Annotated in this window: 16 protein-coding genes, 1 tRNA gene and 1 pseudogene; 13 read left to right on the top strand and 5 right to left on the bottom strand. The window is 46.8% G+C overall.

What is annotated here, in order from left to right; all coding sequences use genetic code 11:
* Position 1: 1 nt before the first annotated feature.
* The 10 genes from AAHF05_RS15705 to AAHF05_RS15660 all read left to right on the top strand — a co-directional run bounded on the left by AAHF05_RS15705 (position 2) and on the right by AAHF05_RS15660 (position 8,532).
* A complete protein-coding gene (locus AAHF05_RS15705) occupies positions 2–805 on the top strand; it encodes a hypothetical protein (protein ID WP_129324725.1) in 804 nt (267 codons plus the stop codon).
* Complete coding sequence (locus AAHF05_RS15700) at positions 805–1,110, top strand: phage baseplate plug protein (protein ID WP_129324724.1); 306 nt, start codon at positions 805–807, stop codon at positions 1,108–1,110. Before AAHF05_RS15705 ends, AAHF05_RS15700 begins: the two co-directional genes overlap by 1 nt.
* Positions 1,107–1,961, top strand: coding sequence for a hypothetical protein (locus tag AAHF05_RS15695; protein ID WP_129324723.1), 855 nt, complete (start codon positions 1,107–1,109; stop codon positions 1,959–1,961). The genes AAHF05_RS15700 and AAHF05_RS15695 overlap by 4 nt, the downstream gene beginning before the upstream one ends.
* A gap of 62 nt (positions 1,962–2,023) precedes the next feature.
* Entirely contained in the window at positions 2,024–2,662 is a 639-nt protein-coding gene (locus AAHF05_RS15690; protein WP_241697887.1) for a Gp138 family membrane-puncturing spike protein, read from the top strand.
* A gap of 36 nt (positions 2,663–2,698) precedes the next feature.
* Positions 2,699–3,055 (top strand): hypothetical protein, encoded by a 357-nt coding sequence (locus tag AAHF05_RS15685; protein ID WP_374936361.1) that lies wholly within the window; start codon positions 2,699–2,701, stop codon positions 3,053–3,055.
* On the top strand, positions 3,055–3,558 hold the full coding sequence (locus AAHF05_RS15680) for an HNH endonuclease (protein WP_374936360.1): 504 nt from the start codon (positions 3,055–3,057) through the stop codon (positions 3,556–3,558). Before AAHF05_RS15685 ends, AAHF05_RS15680 begins: the two co-directional genes overlap by 1 nt.
* On the top strand, positions 3,551–4,783 hold the full coding sequence (locus AAHF05_RS15675; RefSeq protein WP_374936359.1) for a baseplate J/gp47 family protein: 1,233 nt from the start codon (positions 3,551–3,553) through the stop codon (positions 4,781–4,783). Before AAHF05_RS15680 ends, AAHF05_RS15675 begins: the two co-directional genes overlap by 8 nt.
* On the top strand, positions 4,780–5,367 hold the full coding sequence (locus AAHF05_RS15670) for a DUF2612 domain-containing protein (RefSeq protein ID WP_374936358.1): 588 nt from the start codon (positions 4,780–4,782) through the stop codon (positions 5,365–5,367). Before AAHF05_RS15675 ends, AAHF05_RS15670 begins: the two co-directional genes overlap by 4 nt.
* Position 5,368: 1 nt before the next feature.
* Complete coding sequence (locus AAHF05_RS15665) at positions 5,369–6,403, top strand: hypothetical protein (protein ID WP_251853683.1); 1,035 nt, start codon at positions 5,369–5,371, stop codon at positions 6,401–6,403.
* Between the two features lie 23 nt (positions 6,404–6,426).
* Positions 6,427–8,532 carry a glycosyl hydrolase family 28-related protein gene (locus tag AAHF05_RS15660; protein WP_374936357.1) on the top strand — a complete coding sequence of 702 codons (2,106 nt, stop codon included), beginning with the start codon at positions 6,427–6,429 and terminating at the stop codon, positions 8,530–8,532.
* 104 nt (positions 8,533–8,636) lie between these two features.
* On the opposite strand, the gene AAHF05_RS15655 is transcribed toward AAHF05_RS15660, so the two are convergent.
* Both AAHF05_RS15655 and AAHF05_RS15650 read right to left on the bottom strand, forming a co-directional pair.
* A complete protein-coding gene (locus AAHF05_RS15655; RefSeq protein ID WP_129324720.1) occupies positions 8,637–9,725 on the bottom strand; it encodes an acyltransferase in 1,089 nt (362 codons plus the stop codon).
* Between the two features lie 121 nt (positions 9,726–9,846).
* Entirely contained in the window at positions 9,847–10,149 is a 303-nt protein-coding gene (locus tag AAHF05_RS15650; RefSeq protein WP_129324719.1) for an Arc family DNA-binding protein, read from the bottom strand.
* An 86-nt stretch (positions 10,150–10,235) separates the two neighbouring features.
* Here AAHF05_RS15650 and AAHF05_RS15645 point away from each other — a divergent pair, with 86 nt between their 5' ends.
* Together AAHF05_RS15645 and AAHF05_RS15640 are read left to right on the top strand one after the other, a co-directional pair.
* Entirely contained in the window at positions 10,236–10,424 is a 189-nt protein-coding gene (locus AAHF05_RS15645) for an Arc family DNA-binding protein (protein ID WP_241697886.1), read from the top strand.
* A gap of 70 nt (positions 10,425–10,494) precedes the next feature.
* Positions 10,495–11,080 (top strand): annotated as a pseudogene (locus tag AAHF05_RS15640) (KilA-N domain-containing protein); the annotation flags it as partial.
* A 490-nt stretch (positions 11,081–11,570) separates the two neighbouring features.
* On the opposite strand, the gene AAHF05_RS15635 reads toward AAHF05_RS15640, so the two are convergent.
* The 3 genes from AAHF05_RS15635 to AAHF05_RS15625 all read right to left on the bottom strand — a co-directional run bounded on the left by AAHF05_RS15635 (position 11,571) and on the right by AAHF05_RS15625 (position 13,983).
* The gene (locus tag AAHF05_RS15635; protein ID WP_374936356.1) at positions 11,571–12,740 is read right to left on the bottom strand and encodes a tyrosine-type recombinase/integrase; all 1,170 of its coding nucleotides are present in this window, start codon (positions 12,738–12,740) and stop codon (positions 11,571–11,573) included.
* Between the two features lie 163 nt (positions 12,741–12,903).
* A tRNA-Arg gene (locus AAHF05_RS15630) sits at positions 12,904–12,978 on the bottom strand.
* Between the two features lie 75 nt (positions 12,979–13,053).
* Positions 13,054–13,983, bottom strand: coding sequence for a formate/nitrite transporter family protein (locus AAHF05_RS15625; protein ID WP_129324709.1), 930 nt, complete (start codon positions 13,981–13,983; stop codon positions 13,054–13,056).
* A 315-nt stretch (positions 13,984–14,298) separates the two neighbouring features.
* On the opposite strand from AAHF05_RS15625, the gene mlaA reads away from it, so the two are divergent.
* The gene (gene mlaA / locus AAHF05_RS15620) at positions 14,299–15,051 is read left to right on the top strand and encodes a phospholipid-binding lipoprotein MlaA (RefSeq protein WP_129324708.1); all 753 of its coding nucleotides are present in this window, start codon (positions 14,299–14,301) and stop codon (positions 15,049–15,051) included.
* Positions 15,052–15,079 lie beyond the last annotated feature (28 nt).

Genomic DNA, 15,079 nt, shown 5'->3' with positions numbered 1-15,079 from the left:
TATGGCCTTTTCACTGAACGAAACAACGCTACTCAGCGCGATAAACAGCGGCAACATCTTTTCCATTATCAACAGTACCCTTTCGCCTGGTTACGGTATTTACCTGAAATCAGGCTTAAGGGCATTGTCTCCGTCCTCGTTCCTTGGGATTGAGTATGGGGCTGATGCTTCTGTCGTATCGGCTCCAATTGAGCAGGGTTCTTACAGTAGTTTTAACAAGGTAAAACGTCCGCCAATTATCCGGGTGCTGTTTACGCTGGAGGGATGGACGGGATTTAGCGGAAGCATACCAAACCTGACCAACTTCACTCTGACGAGTCGCTCAGACATGCTTGCCGCCCTTGATGCTATGGTTGCTGATGCGCAGGTGTACGACATTGAGACTCCTGATACAACATACGAAGATTACGACATGGTTCGATACAATTACCGGACATCAGATCGCGATGTGACACTTCTGACTGTGGAAGCCATCTTCCAGGCTGTTTTGCAGGAAGCTGAAGTAACCCTGACAAGCACTACAGCCAATAGCAACACTACATCAAACGGCACAAGCAAGGCATCCAGCGTCGTTACGGAGAAAGCAAACTCAACAGCCACCAACTCAACTCTTGAAGATGTCAAAGGTGCGCTAACTGGCCTGAAAGAGTCAGTATCCAGTGCTGCAACAACCGTCGCAACATCTGTCACAAACGCCGTTAGCAATGCAACTTCTGGAGCGACAAGTGCCATCAATGGCGCGGCAACATCGGCCATTAAAAACCTTGCGACAACGGTTGATGAACTGGTAGCGGGGTTATCCTGATGCAAAACATTTCTCTAAAGCCCCTCAAAGCTCAGGAAGTCAGCGTCAACCTTGATGGTCAGTCGGTCACATTGCGCATCGTGCAGCGTTCTACAGGCATGTTTATTGACGTTGGTCTGGATAATTTGTGGATAGCGCAAGGTGTTCTTTGTCATAACTGCAACAAGATAGTCCGCTACCCCTATCTGGGCTTTAAGGGCGAGCTTTTCTTCGCTGATACCAAAGGAAGCCTTGACCCTGTTTATGACGAGCTTGGGACGCGATTCAAGCTGCTCTACGCCACGGCAGATGAGATGGCAGTATGACCTATAAAAAGAGAACGCTGAAATTTCAGTTCACGCTGAAAGACGGTGCTTTCGATGGGTCAGGAAATGACATCCTGACCATCGACAACATCAAGGCAGAAATAGAGATAGGTGCTTACGGCGGGATATCGGGAACCACGCTGGAAGCAAGGGTGTTTGGGCTGAGCATCGAAAACATGGCTCTGTTGAGCTACAAGGGCATCCAGTTAAACGGTGCTAAGCAGAACATGATGAAGGTTTGGGCAGATGACAGGCCGGTATTCTTCGGCTCTATCACCAACTGCTTTGCCGACCTGAACCAGATGCCAGATGCGCCACTGATAATCAGCGCCTTTTCTACAGGATTCGACCAGTCAATCACTGCGCCTCCTTTCTCAAAAGAAGGGATTGCCAGCGTTGCAGAAATCATCACAACGATAGCGGCAAGTATCGGCTACACGGTGGTTAACAATGGCGTTCTGGCGAGGCTTGAAAATCCTTACTTCGAAGGAAACCCGATATCGCAGATTCAGCAGTGCGCTCACGCGGCAGGCATCGAGATTGATTTCCGACTTGGGGCAATTTACATCTGGCCGCAGGGTGGAAGCATCGATGACACAATACCTCTCATATCACCAGAGCACGGCTTAATTGGATACCCGGTATTCAGTAACTACGGGATTAACTTCCAGTGCCAGTATAGCGATTTGATTTTGCGAGGTCGCAAGGTGCAGATAGAAACCTCATTACCAAACGGCAGTGGGGTTTATACGGTGCAGTCGGCAATTCACCATCTTTCGACATGGACCGAAGGCGCTCCGTGGGCAACCATCGTGTGGGCATCAATCGGACAGCTAACAGTGAGGCAGTAATGAACCTATTTACTACGCGGCCTCAGGACACGGCAACCGATGCGAACTCTCAGCAATTCCTGATGCATCAGTTTCTGATGGGAAAGTCATTCATCACGCTGGCGATCGTAACTTCGGTTAATGAATCCGGAGAAGTCGTGTCAGTGAAGCCAATGGTGGAGGGGTTCACTGGGGGCGGAGACCTAATTCCGAACTCGGTGATTCACGGCGTTCCTGTCTGGCGATTGCAGAGAGGTGCCAGCGCCGTAATCATGCCTCCCGTAGAGGGAGATATTGGCCTTATTGCCATATGCGATCGCGATATCACGGCAGTGAAGAAGACAAAACAATCCGCACTGCCCGGGTCAAATCGCACGCACAGTTACTCAGACGCCATCTATCTCGGTGGGGTGCTGAATGCAGAGCCAAGCCAGTATGTGAAGTTCGCCAATGATGGAATCGACATCGTTTCTCCTCTGGTTGTTAACGTAAATGGAGACATTATTTCCATAAACGCAGAAAGCAGAGCTGAGATAAATGCACCAGAGATTCTTCTTAATGGGCAGGTTGGTCAGGGTGAGGGTAGCTATGGCGGGACGGCGCACTTTAAAAATAAAGTTACTTCTGATGTTGATTTCCAGGCAGGAAGCATCTCCCTAATCGGACACAGAACTTCAGGGGTTGAGCCAGGCACTGGAACATCTGGAACACCAACACCTTAACCCGCTTCGGCGGGTTTTTTATTGCCCGGAGTTTACATGCTCACCAAATCACTGCTTTTGACTGACCAGTGGGATATCACGCTAGACGACAGCGGAAGCATGGCTATTACTGCCAATCCATATGCAGTAGCGCAGGACGTAGCGTGCGCGTGCTCAACCTTCCTTGGCGAGCCCTGGTATGACACCACGCTGGGGATTCCGTATTACGAGCGCATTCTCGGTCACTGGCCTGGTACTCAGCTCATCAATACCAAGATGGCTACTGAAGCCAAAAAGCTTCCATACGTCCAGGCAGCATTCTGCACTACCACGGTTGGCAAAGCAGATCGCCTTGCATCCGGCGTGATGACCATAACAGACCAAAACAATATCACATCAACGGTGGTTTTCTGATGACTCATGAAGAATTAAAGACATGGCTTAAATATGACATGAAAACTGGATGTTTTACGTGGAATAAAAAGCCTTCTCGCAGAGTTTGCGTTGGTGATATTGCAGGAACTCTTGATACCGATGGTTATAGGAAAATTAAGGTTATGGGAAAGGTAATCCATTCTCATCGACTTGCTTGGTTTTATGTTCATGGCTTTCTGCCAGAGCAGGAAGTAGACCACATCAATAGGATTAGATCGGACAACAGAATTGAAAATTTAAGGCTCGCAACACGGTCTGAAAATGCGAAAAACAAAGAAAAGTCCAAGGCAAACACAAGTGGTTTTAAAGGTGTTAGTCAGCAAAAGAAGACTGGTAACTGGGTAGCGCATATTAGGTTAAACGGAAAAAATAAGCATCTTGGCACCTTCGGAAGCCCAGAAAGAGCCTCGATTGCATACCGAATAGCAAGTCATTTTCACCACAAAGAATTCTCTCCCACATATGAGGTAACAAATGGCTGAAGTAACAGTTAGCACAGCCGTCCCCTCTGTCACGTTTTCCGCTACCGGCATTGCCGTTCCTGATGAGATAGACATTCTCAACGGGCGATTAACTGACCTTGATACCGCCATGGGCGGAGGGATGAGTAAGAGTCTGACGACTCCGCAGGGACAGATTGCCATGAGCGATACGGCAATCATCGGAGACAAGAATGACAATCTGGCATGGCTGGTAAACCAGATTAACCCTGATTTCGCTGAAGGGCGTATGCAGGATGCGATCGGGCAGATTTACTTCATTGACCGCATCCCAGCCATCGGAACTACCGTCACGGCGACTTGCACAGGGCTAGTAGATGTTCCAATTCCTGCCGGAAGCGTGGCTCAGGATGACGCAGGATACCTTTATTATTCTCTTGCTGATGCCGTTATTCCCGCCTCTGGTTCAGTTAACGTTGTCTTCCAGAATCAGGCAACTGGTCCCATTGCATGTCCGATTGGTGCATTAAATACAATCTATCGTGGAATTAATGGCTGGTCAGGCATTACCAATGCCACCGCAGGTGTGCTGGGAAATGAAGTGGAGAGCCGCGCTAACTTTGAGTATCGCCGTAAGCAGTCTGTTGCTGGTAACTCCAACAACCAGATCGGGGCTGTATACGCAAACGTACTTGCAGTTAGCGGTGTTACTGATGCATACGTGACGCAAAACAACACCGGACTGACGGTAACGAAGGGTTTCACTAACGTATCACTGGAGCCTCATTCTCTCTACGTATGTGTGTACGGTGGCGCATCTGCAGATATCGCAAAGGCGATTTGGCAGAAGCTTCCACCTGGTCCGTCAATGGTTGGCAATACCACTTACACGGTGGTTGATGATGTCAACTACGCTCAGCCATATCCAGAATATGAAATCAAATGGCAGACACCGTCAGCTGTAAGTGTCTATTTCAAGGTCGAAATGGCTGACAATAACGCATTGTCTGGGAATATAGCTTCACTTGTACAAAGTGCAATTATTAGCGCATTTAATGGTGAAGACGGCGGCACAAGAGCACGCATCGGCTCCACTATTTATGCCGGTCGTTACTATGCAGGTGTTCAGGCCATAGATAGCGACAATGTGGATATATTCAGTATCACAATCAGCCGTGACGGAACGACATATCAAACATCTGCATCCTTTGGCATTGATGAAGTGCCGACACTGGACGCATCAAACATCTCGGTGACACTGGCATGATAAACGTCGCGGATACAATCCTGACGCAATACGCCGACAGCCCGAAACTTAAATCCCTTATTTACTCGTTCAATGAAGCCGTAGGTGTTGATGTCTTTCTCGATGATTTCTATGACGTCGTATGGAACATCCAGACAGCAGATACCTATGGGCTGGACGTGTGGGGGAAAATCGTGGTTGTCAGCAGGCAGCTGACGGTGACAGAAAACCAAATTTACTTTGGCTTCAACGAGGCAACATCTGAGCCTCCAGTTATTGATGACCCCCAGCCGTTTAATCAGGCACCGTTCTATTCTGGTGAGCTCTTAACCTCAACAGTAACCCTCACAAATGACATCTACCGCAAGCTAATCATGATGAAAGCTGCAGCAAATATATCTGATTGCACCATACCAAACCTGAACAAGCTCCTGATGTTTATGTTCGGTTCAAGCGGTAAATGCTACGTCAGAAATGATGGTGAGATGGTCATGAGTTACGTGTTCGAGTTCCAGCTCTCGACCGCAGAGCTTGCAATTGTTCAGAGCTCAGGCGCTCTTCCTGCCCCTATTGGGGTAACAGTAAATATCGTTCAGCAGGTATGACATGAACTCTTCTGATATTCCATCAAGAATTACTAAAGCTTTTGGTGTAAATGGGCTTAAAAACACCATCCCTGTTGATTCAAGCACTACTACTGACAATAACGGCGTAGCCACTTTCAATAATGGTTTTCCTCCGATCACAATGCAGCCTTTGAGTGCAGGAGGTATTCCTCCGTCTGGAAAGGACATGAATGGAGTCCTGTTTTCAGTGAGCGCTCAGCAGCAATGGTTAAATGCTGGCGGTGCATTCCCTTACTCAGCTGATTTCGCCACGGCCATTGGTGGCTATCCCAAAGGGGCTGTGGTACCGAATTCAGCGCTCACGGGTAACTGGATTAACCTTAATGAAGGAAACGCCACATCACCTGAATCTTCCACCGGTGCAACAACAGGTTGGGTGCCCCTAGATAGTTACGGTTCAACCACCATTAGCGGGCTGACTAACAGTAGCCAGACCCTAACGTCTGTTCAGGCATCTAAAGACCGAATCGTACTTACCGGCACTCTAACATCTAACATCAATATTATTTTCCCGGCATGGGTCAAGGGTTGGGTTGTCAGCAATCGATGCACAGGTAACTTCACGGTTATTTGTAAAACAGCATCAGGATCCGGTGTGTCTGTAGAGCAGGGCAATAGCAATTACATCTACTGTGACGGGACAAATATCACAGCAGACTTTGGGTCAGCGGCATACAGGACTGTTGGTAGCACTAATTCCACTGATATTCCTGATATGAATGGCTTTGCTAGTTCTGTATCAACATCAAGCGGTTATTACACCTTGCCGTCAGGAATCATCGTGCAGACTGGATACTCATTTGTAAACGGCGGCTCTGCTGGAGTAACGATTACATTGCCTACCCCTTTCGTCACAGCGGGGCTGAGCATTCAGTTGACATATCGAAACGATCACCAGGAAACAATAAACGCACCTGTATTGATGGGTAATTTCAACAATAAGACTTCATTCACTGTGTTTACCAACCAATCTGCTGGTGAATATGGATTCTACTGGACGGCAACTGGCCGGTAATAACCTTCTGAAGGTATTTCATTATGTCAATTTCTGATACCACTCAGGCAAAGCGTTACGCAAGCATTGCTGAAGTGGCTGCGGCTCAGTGCCAACAATTTACAGAAGAAGCAAGAAAGGCCCCAGAATATACTGACCTTGCAAAGCAATATGCAGAGAGTGCAGAGGACTCTTCCATTGCCGCGCAGGCCTCCAGAGATCAGGCGGCGCAGAGCGCAAATGGTGCCTCATCAAGCGCTTCTGCAGCGCAGGTTTACGCAAATTCTGCGTCCTCATCCTCTCAATCAGCATTGTCGTCTGCTCAGACAGCATCATCAGCATCAGAATCAGCTACAGCGTCAGCATCATCAGCCGAGAACTCAGCTCAGTCAGCCAGCGAAGACGCACAAATTGCATCCGATGCCGTTACCAAGACTCTTCGCGTATCAGACTCAGACATTAGTCCTCTAGCGGCGGCGGCAGATAGGGCAAATAAGGTTCTTTCCTGTGATGCATCTGGGAATTTCCAGTTTACCGCCCCTGCGAGCGGTTCTGCTCAAGACGTACTTAATCAACTTGCCGAGCCCGCTGGTGCTGAACTCGTAGGTTATACCCAAGGAGTTGCAGGATCAATAAATCGCACCGTTACCGAAAAGCTTGGCGACGTAATTAGCGTAAAGGACTTTGGTGCTTCTGGTGATGGCGTAACCGATGATACTGCCATAATACAAGCGTTGTTCGATCTTTTAAGTGATGCAAACGTACCGCAACCGACAAACAACAATTACACTGTAGTTTTTCCTTCCGGGGTTTATAAGATATCCAGCATCGTGGTTGGGAGAAGAACAAACATAAGATTTGAAGGTGGGAGACTGGAACCTCTAGATACAACTACCCCTAGGACTCATCTAATAAAGTTTTATGGTGGCTACAATAAAGTCTATAACCTATGTGTCAACATGAATTATGCGACGAACTATGATACAGTTATTTGGTGTCGTACTAGGTACCTTGATTTCATCGCTCCTGAAATTTGGTCTGCCAAATGTGTATGGACATTTGGTGATCCATTATGGAAAAATGACCCTGCAGGAGGAATTCTTGGCGATTCTGAAATTCAGATAATCGGCGGATGGAGCATATGGTGCATTACACACCACAAGGCCTATGGTGTTAATACGATTGTACAATTTGTGGGGCACGAATGTTATTCTTACAAATGGTCACTGCCTGATGGAGACCCAAGAAAATCATCTTGGGAATCACAACCTGAAATTACTGGTTATAACTGTGGCGCTTTAATTTATCTTACTGGTTCGTTCACAGGAAACTACTCAGGGCAACAACCAAATTTCCTATCACAACTCCAGGTAACAAGCACATCCGATTATAAGAATACCTATGGACGATATGTTTTGTCAGGTACTCATGTTGAAACTGGATATTTATTCAAATGCGAGGCTGCTCCTTCTGGTATAGTTGCGGAAGATGACTATACACAGATGCTTAATGTTGTAAATTGTACTGGCTATGTTTCTGGCGGCCGTTCCGGATATTTTATTGATGCTTCAGAAGCATTGCAGAGTATAAGTGTCATTAATAGCAGCTTCTACGGCAATATTGTTGATAGAGTTTTGTACTCTCTTGGTTCAAAAATACACGTATCCAGGGACAGCTTCCCGAAAGTGAACGGCGGTGATATTTTTAAAGCAATTCAAGCTCGTTCTTTTTATAACTATGGAGTTTATAACCCTTTCAATGTGTCAACTTCATCACAATATATCGGTGGGTCTTTAACTACGCTGAGAATGAGCAATCTAGAATATTCAGATTTGGACGCTGTTTTTGTGGCTAGCTATTATGATTCTGCAACTGGCAATTTCACGTTTCCACAGGACGTGTTTAATGTTGAAGTGGCAGTTAATTTACTACCAACGTCAGGGGCATCGACGGATTCTACAGATATAGCATTGTACATTAATGGTGGTCAGGATATGTTACTTAATAGCATGGGCTCAACGCCTAGTGCAGTATTTAAAATTAAAAAAATAACGTCAGGTAGTGTCATTCAAGTTAGAGCGGTGTCATATAATTCAAGGACACTTAGCGGAAGCGATAGGAATAAAATATCCATTACATGCTCATGTTAGTTTAAATAAAAGACAGAAAGAAAACATAACCTCCATGTCAAATATTAATTAAATAAAGCCCATTTGGGCTTTATTTAACATGCTAGTAATTATATTTTTAGTATTTACTGGTGTGCATTTGTTGTATATGACCTTCTTAAGGTTAAGAATGGCTTTTCAACAAAAGAGAAAGATAGCCATGAAACTATCATTACAGGAGGGAAAACAACCAGCAACCCGTTGAGTATTGCATTCAAGTTAGGGATTGATACAAATGACAGCCACCAGTTATTTCTTTCAATTACATATAAAACAAGGCCGTGAGTGATATATGCAGAGTAACTCAATTCCCCAAGCTTTGATAACACATAACTAGTCTTAGGCAGGAAACTAAACGAGCACTTTAGATAAGATACAATAAGCGCAGCCCAGGCAATAGCTTCCCAAGTTTGCAGCATTGATCTAATTGGCAATGGTGTGTACCAGACTCCAAGAACAGGCATGTAGTAGAGTGTGCAAAGAATGAAAATAGATGAAACTACAAGACACAGTGGATTCTTCAGAACATCCCCAAATCTTCTATATGCAAACGCTGCAAGCATTCCAACAAGGAATTGGTCTAGCCTTCCAATGATAGTTAAGTAGTAGAAACTATTATCTACAGCAACACCATCTGGGTTTACCTGGAATACTATCAGTGCTCTCCATACAAGCCAGAAAGCGATCAAACCGAAAAGATATTTAACACCTGAATTACGAACGAAGGCGATGATGAACGGAAAGATTAAGTAGAACTGCAGCTCAACTGCTATCGTCCAGGTTGGACCAAAGAATTTGCTTAATGGCGTGCTTGTCAGGTTTGAGAAAAGGAATGTTGACAGGAAATCATTGACCGTGACAGATCCCCTCATCACCGCCACTGACGTGAATGAGACGAGAATTAAAAGAGGGAAAACGCGCAATATCCTGTTGGTAATAAACTTTGAATATTTTATGTCTTTATTGCCAAAGTCAGAGATTAGAGTGAACAAAAATCCGCTAAGCACCAGAAAAAGCGTTACACCTGTGCTTCCATACATGATAGGGAACATGAAGAAATTTTCACTATTACCTCCTCCGGCTGCCATGTAAGAGTGAACAAGGATTACGAGAAGTGCAGCGTATAGCCTAAGATGATCCACCCTAGGCATGTAATTAATGTTTTTACTTTTCATAAGTTCAATTGGTTTTATCTTAAAAATAAGTGTATTAGGTTACTATAAGCATCACTTTTTCTCCACAATTTGCACATAGTTTGGTGAGGTCAACCACAAACCTAGCGGGTGCGTGGAGCACTCAGGTGGGCTTTTTGTTTTCTGGTTTATAATCAGGAAAATTTCTCTCGAAAACACTTTCCATCAACATGATTTTTTCTCCTAGCTCTTTAATCACCTCATGAAGCTTCTGCGGTGAGTCTAAGTCCTCTTCTGATATGTTTTCCATAGGCTCAATTTTGGGCCCATTAACATACTCGTCAAGTATCCTCACGATCTCAGAATTGAGTGATCTCCCATTCTTCCTCGCTATCTCATGAAGCTTATCTTTAAGCCCCTCTGGCATGCGAACCCCAAACGGGGCGATCTGGCTGGCACCTTTCATGAAAACCTCCTGAATGTATATAGCTTCATAATGTAATAAAAATGGAGTTGACATAATAGCTACATGATGTAGTATTTGATCATTACATGAATCAACCAGAAGAGAGTAAACAAATGGAAAATGCACATAACATTCCGCCAACAGGGATACGCTTCCCGAAGTACCTGAAAGAGATAATCAAAAAGGCAGCAAAGGAGGAAGGAAGATCACTGAATAGTGAAGTCATCAAGCGCATCGAAAGGAGCCTGAAAGAAGATGGATTTATCAAAGCGTAAAAACAGCGAAGCCCCAATGGCTGCAACCATCGAGGCTTCTAATTTACCAGTCAATCGCGAGACAACTGATATGAAGAGTTTAGCTAAATCTACTGTAAATTGCACCAACAGCATCGTCATTTCTGACATCAAAATCCACATGGATGCTGAGGGGCGTTACTCACTTAATGATCTGCATAAAGCTGCTGGAAGTGAGCAAAAGCACAAACCTGTCCACTGGCTTGCCACGTCTCAAACAAAGGAATTGATTGAGGAAATTTTAAAGGTAGGAATTCTTACCTTTAAACCAACGGATATTAAAAAAGGCCGTTACGGTGGCACCTACGTCTGCAAAGAGCTGGTTTACTCATACGCTATGTGGATCAGTGCAGCTTTCGCACTGAAGGTTATCCGCGCGTATGACGCGCTGGTAACTGGTAATGCAAATGAAGCCGTTCGCATTGCTAAGACTACCGTAAGCGAAAGAACGCCATTGCGTGACGCTGTTAACATGTTGGTAGGCAAGAAGGGCCTGCGCTACGACGACGCATACAATATGGTTCATCAGCGCTTTGGTATTGATAGCATTGACGAGCTTTCATTAGACCAAATCCCACAGGCAGTCGAGTACATTCACCGTGTGGTTCTTGATGGTGAATTTATCGGTAAGCCGGAAGATGTTTCACGCGCAACGCCGGTCGGGGACTATAACTTCCCTGTTGAAACTGCTGACCCTCATAATCGTAAATTTGGTAATGACTGGATCACTCCACGGGTAATCCTTGATGAAATGAACAGGGCTCCCGAGCTGGAACTTCTCGAAGCGCTTGAGAATGACGGCTATGACGTTATGGGAGCTAAAATTCGTATCCATGCAATGTACGGCATTGTTAAGCAGCACTTGGAGATGCAGAAAGATATCTCAGAAATGCGTCGATACCTGTCAGCCATGAAAGATATCGTGGAATACCAAACCACCGAAAGAGGAATGAACGTCAGCTTCACCGGGAAAGATAAGGGTGGTGCGTGGGGAGGATATGTACAGCGACGCCTGCCTAGCTAAAATAAAAACAAACTAACCCGCTTCGGCGGGTTTTTTGTTGCACCTACAGCATCAACGATGCTCGCTCGGGCGAGTTTGATGATTGTCCGGTGATGTAGGTGGCGCTATGCCGCCTTCTCATCTAGATAATCAGCCCACCACTGCATCATTTCGCGACGCGTATCGAGATACTCAGCATGGTTGTACACTGAGCGAGTTCCGCCGCTAACGTGCGCCAGCTGCATCTCTATCGCGTCCTTGTTCCAGTGCTTCTCGTTGAGCACGGTGCTGAATTGATGCCGCATGCCATGACCGCTTGTCTGTCCTTCGTAGCCAATACTGCGTATCACGCCAAGGACAGCGTTCTCACTGATAGGTTTCTTCCTGTCGGTTCTGCCGGGGAAGCAGAGCTCATACTGACCAGTGATTTGTTGCAGGAACTTGAATAGTTCTATAACCTGGTCTGACATTGGGACTACGTGAAGCTTCCTGCCTTTCATGACCTCAGGGTCAACGCTGATTAACCTGGTTTCGTAATCAATTCCCGTCCATACCAGCGAACGCAACTCCACAGTACGCATGGCCGTATAATGAAGAATCTGCGCCGCTATCTTCGAGACAATCCAGCCGCCATATGCGTTTAATGCCCTCTGGAATTCGTGTATACGATGCATAGGAAGGAAAGGGTAGTTCTGTTTCCGGTATCCTTTCATCGCGCCAGCAAGGTCTCTGGATGGGTTGTATTTAGCTCGGCCGGTTATGATCGCATAACTGAACACCTCACCACACCTTCTCCTCGCTTTGTCAGCGCGTTCCATTGCGCCCCTGTCCTCGAATAGCCTGATAACCTTCAGCAGCGTCATTGGCTCTACATCATCCATGCGTAAGTGACCGATGACCGGCAATATGTCGTCGGTGAACATGCTCATCATCTCGTCAGCATATCCCTTCGACCACACCTTGGATTTATGCGCATGCCACTCGCGGAAGATATCGCCGAAAGAGTCAGCTGCATCTTCTTTCTCTTTCTTCTTTAATGCCTGCTTCTGCTCGGCCGGATCAACTCCAGTCAGCAACTTCATTTTTGCTTCTGACTGTTTAGCCCGTGCTTCGGTGAGGGAAATTTCAGGGTATGGGCCAATGACCAGCGTCTTTTCCTTCCCTTCGTACCGGTAACGCATTCGCCATACCTTTTTTCCTGATGGCGGAACGAACAGGAAAAGTCCTCCGGCATCCGCGAGGCGATATGATTTTTCCGCAGGTTTAGCTGCGTCGATTTGCTTTACCGTAAGCATGTGGGCATAAATCCGTGGTCATTTTGCAGTGTGCCCACAATATGCCCGCAATAGTTCGGCGTAGTCAATCCATGTTGGGTAATGTGCGGTAACGTAGGCCGCATTGTGTGACAACGATATCAAGGATTTTGGTAATGGTAGGAAATGACGGGTAATGAAGAAATGGTGTCCCCTGCAGGAATCGAACCTGCAACTAGCCCTTAGGAGGGGCTCGTTATATCCATTTAACTAAGGGGACGAGGCGGCACGAGTATAACGTTATTTACACTTTGCGTTAAGCGCATTGCCGCCTGACTGCTCAAAGAGTCACCATTCATGCCGATTTTTTTGTCGATTTATCATCATTTTCCCGTGCCTTAAGCTCTGCTTTGCGTTTGTTCGACATGTCGTTACGGATTTGCGCATGGCTCAACAGCGCGAAGATGAATGTCCCGCCGCAGATGTTGCCCGCAAGCGTCGGCAGGGCGAATGGCCAGAAAAAATCGCTCCAGTGAAGTGTGCCATTAAAGACCAGATAGAGTATTTCAATGCTACCCACCACGATATGCGTCGTGTCAGCCAGCGCAATCAGCCAGGTCATCAAGATGATTACCACAATTTTGGCGCTGCCGGCTGAAGGAAACATCCAGACCATCGTGGCGATAATCCAGCCGGAAATGATGGCATTGGAGAACATTTCGGCTGGCGTATTTTTCATCACATCCATGCCAATTTTCACAAACGCATCGCGGGTGGGTTCATCAAATATCGGCATATATTCAAATGCCCAGGCCGCGACGCCTGTACCGATGAGATTGCCCAGCAGGACCACGCTCCACAGACGCATCAGTAAACCGAAATTACCGAGGGTAGGGTTTTGCATCACAGGCAGAACGGCGGTAACGGTGTTTTCCGTAAACAGCTGCTGCCGCGCCATGATGACGATAATGAAGCCGAAGGTATAGCCGAGATTCTCGAGTAAAAAACCGCCGGGCACACCATCCAGTTGAACATGAAAGATGCCTTTTGCAAGCAGAGAAGCCGCCATTGAAAGTCCGGCAGCTATAGCTGACCAGAAAAGGGCCATGGCATCACGTTCCATCTCTTTTTCGCCATCCTGGCGAATATGCTCGTGGATCGCCATCGCGCGGGAGGGGAGGCGATCTTCGTCAATTTCTATCTTCTCGCCGCGGGCTTTCTCTTCGCTCTCAACTTCAATCTTCTCATTATTTTCTCCCACTTTTTCTTCGCCAACTTCTTTCATAATGACTCCCGCAGGTTGATTTTCTTCTAAGCGTAGCGGTTTTTATTGGGCTGCCTGTGGGGAAGCTCTTAAATTGGTGGCAATAGCAACAAAGGCGAGACATCTCTTTCAAACACATTATAAAATTGCCAGCGAAACGAATTCCAAAAGCCAGGCTATGCTGAGATCAGAGTCACGCTGGTTACTGCCCGTAATTGTGCTCATAGACATCGGTAAACGTGCTGTTACAATCGCTTGCACGTTTACAGACGGAGCATTTAAAGGTTCCGTTACGGATGGCAATCAACGATAGCCAAACTGAACAGGGAGATATTTATGAAACTTCGGCTGTCGGCGCTTGCGTTGGGCGCGACGATGCTTATGGGCTGCGCCAGCTCAGGAGAGCAAACGGGACGCTCCGATCCTCTCGAAGGATTTAACCGCACAATGTATAACTTCAACTACAACGTGCTGGACCCGTATGTGGTTCGCCCGGTGGCAGTGGCATGGCGCGATTATGTTCCGCAACCCGCTCGTAATGGGTTAAGCAATTTTACCAGCAACCTCGAAGAGCCTGCGGTAATGGTGAACTATTTCCTTCAGGGTGACCCGTATCAGGGGATGGTGCACTTTACTCGCTTCTTCCTGAACTCCCTGCTGGGGATGGGTGGCTTCATTGATGTTGCGGGTATGGCCAACCCGAAACTGCAGCGTGAACAGCCGCACCGGTTCGGCAGCACGATGGGGCATTACGGCGTGGGATATGGTCCATACATGCAGCTACCGTTCTACGGCAGTTTCACCCTCCGTGATGACGGCGGCGATATGGTGGATACGCTGTATCCGGTTCTGTCGTGGCTGACCTGGCCGCTGTCGGTGGGTAAATGGACGGTGGAAGGGATTGAAACCCGTGCGCAACTGCTCGACTCTGATGGTCTGCTGCGCCAGTCTTCTGACCCGTACATTATGGTGCGTGAAGCCTACTTCCAGAATCATGACTTTATTGCCAACGGCGGTAAGCTGAAGCCGGAAGAGAATCCAAACGCCAAGGCCATCGAAAATGAATTAAAAGACATCGATTCGCAGTAAATAAAAAAGGTGAGCGATGCTCACCTTT

It is taken from the genome of Enterobacter adelaidei (genome assembly GCF_041937165.1).
Taxonomy (GTDB): Bacteria; Pseudomonadota; Gammaproteobacteria; order Enterobacterales; family Enterobacteriaceae; genus Enterobacter; species Enterobacter adelaidei.
This window is presented reverse-complemented; position numbering and strand designations above follow the sequence as displayed.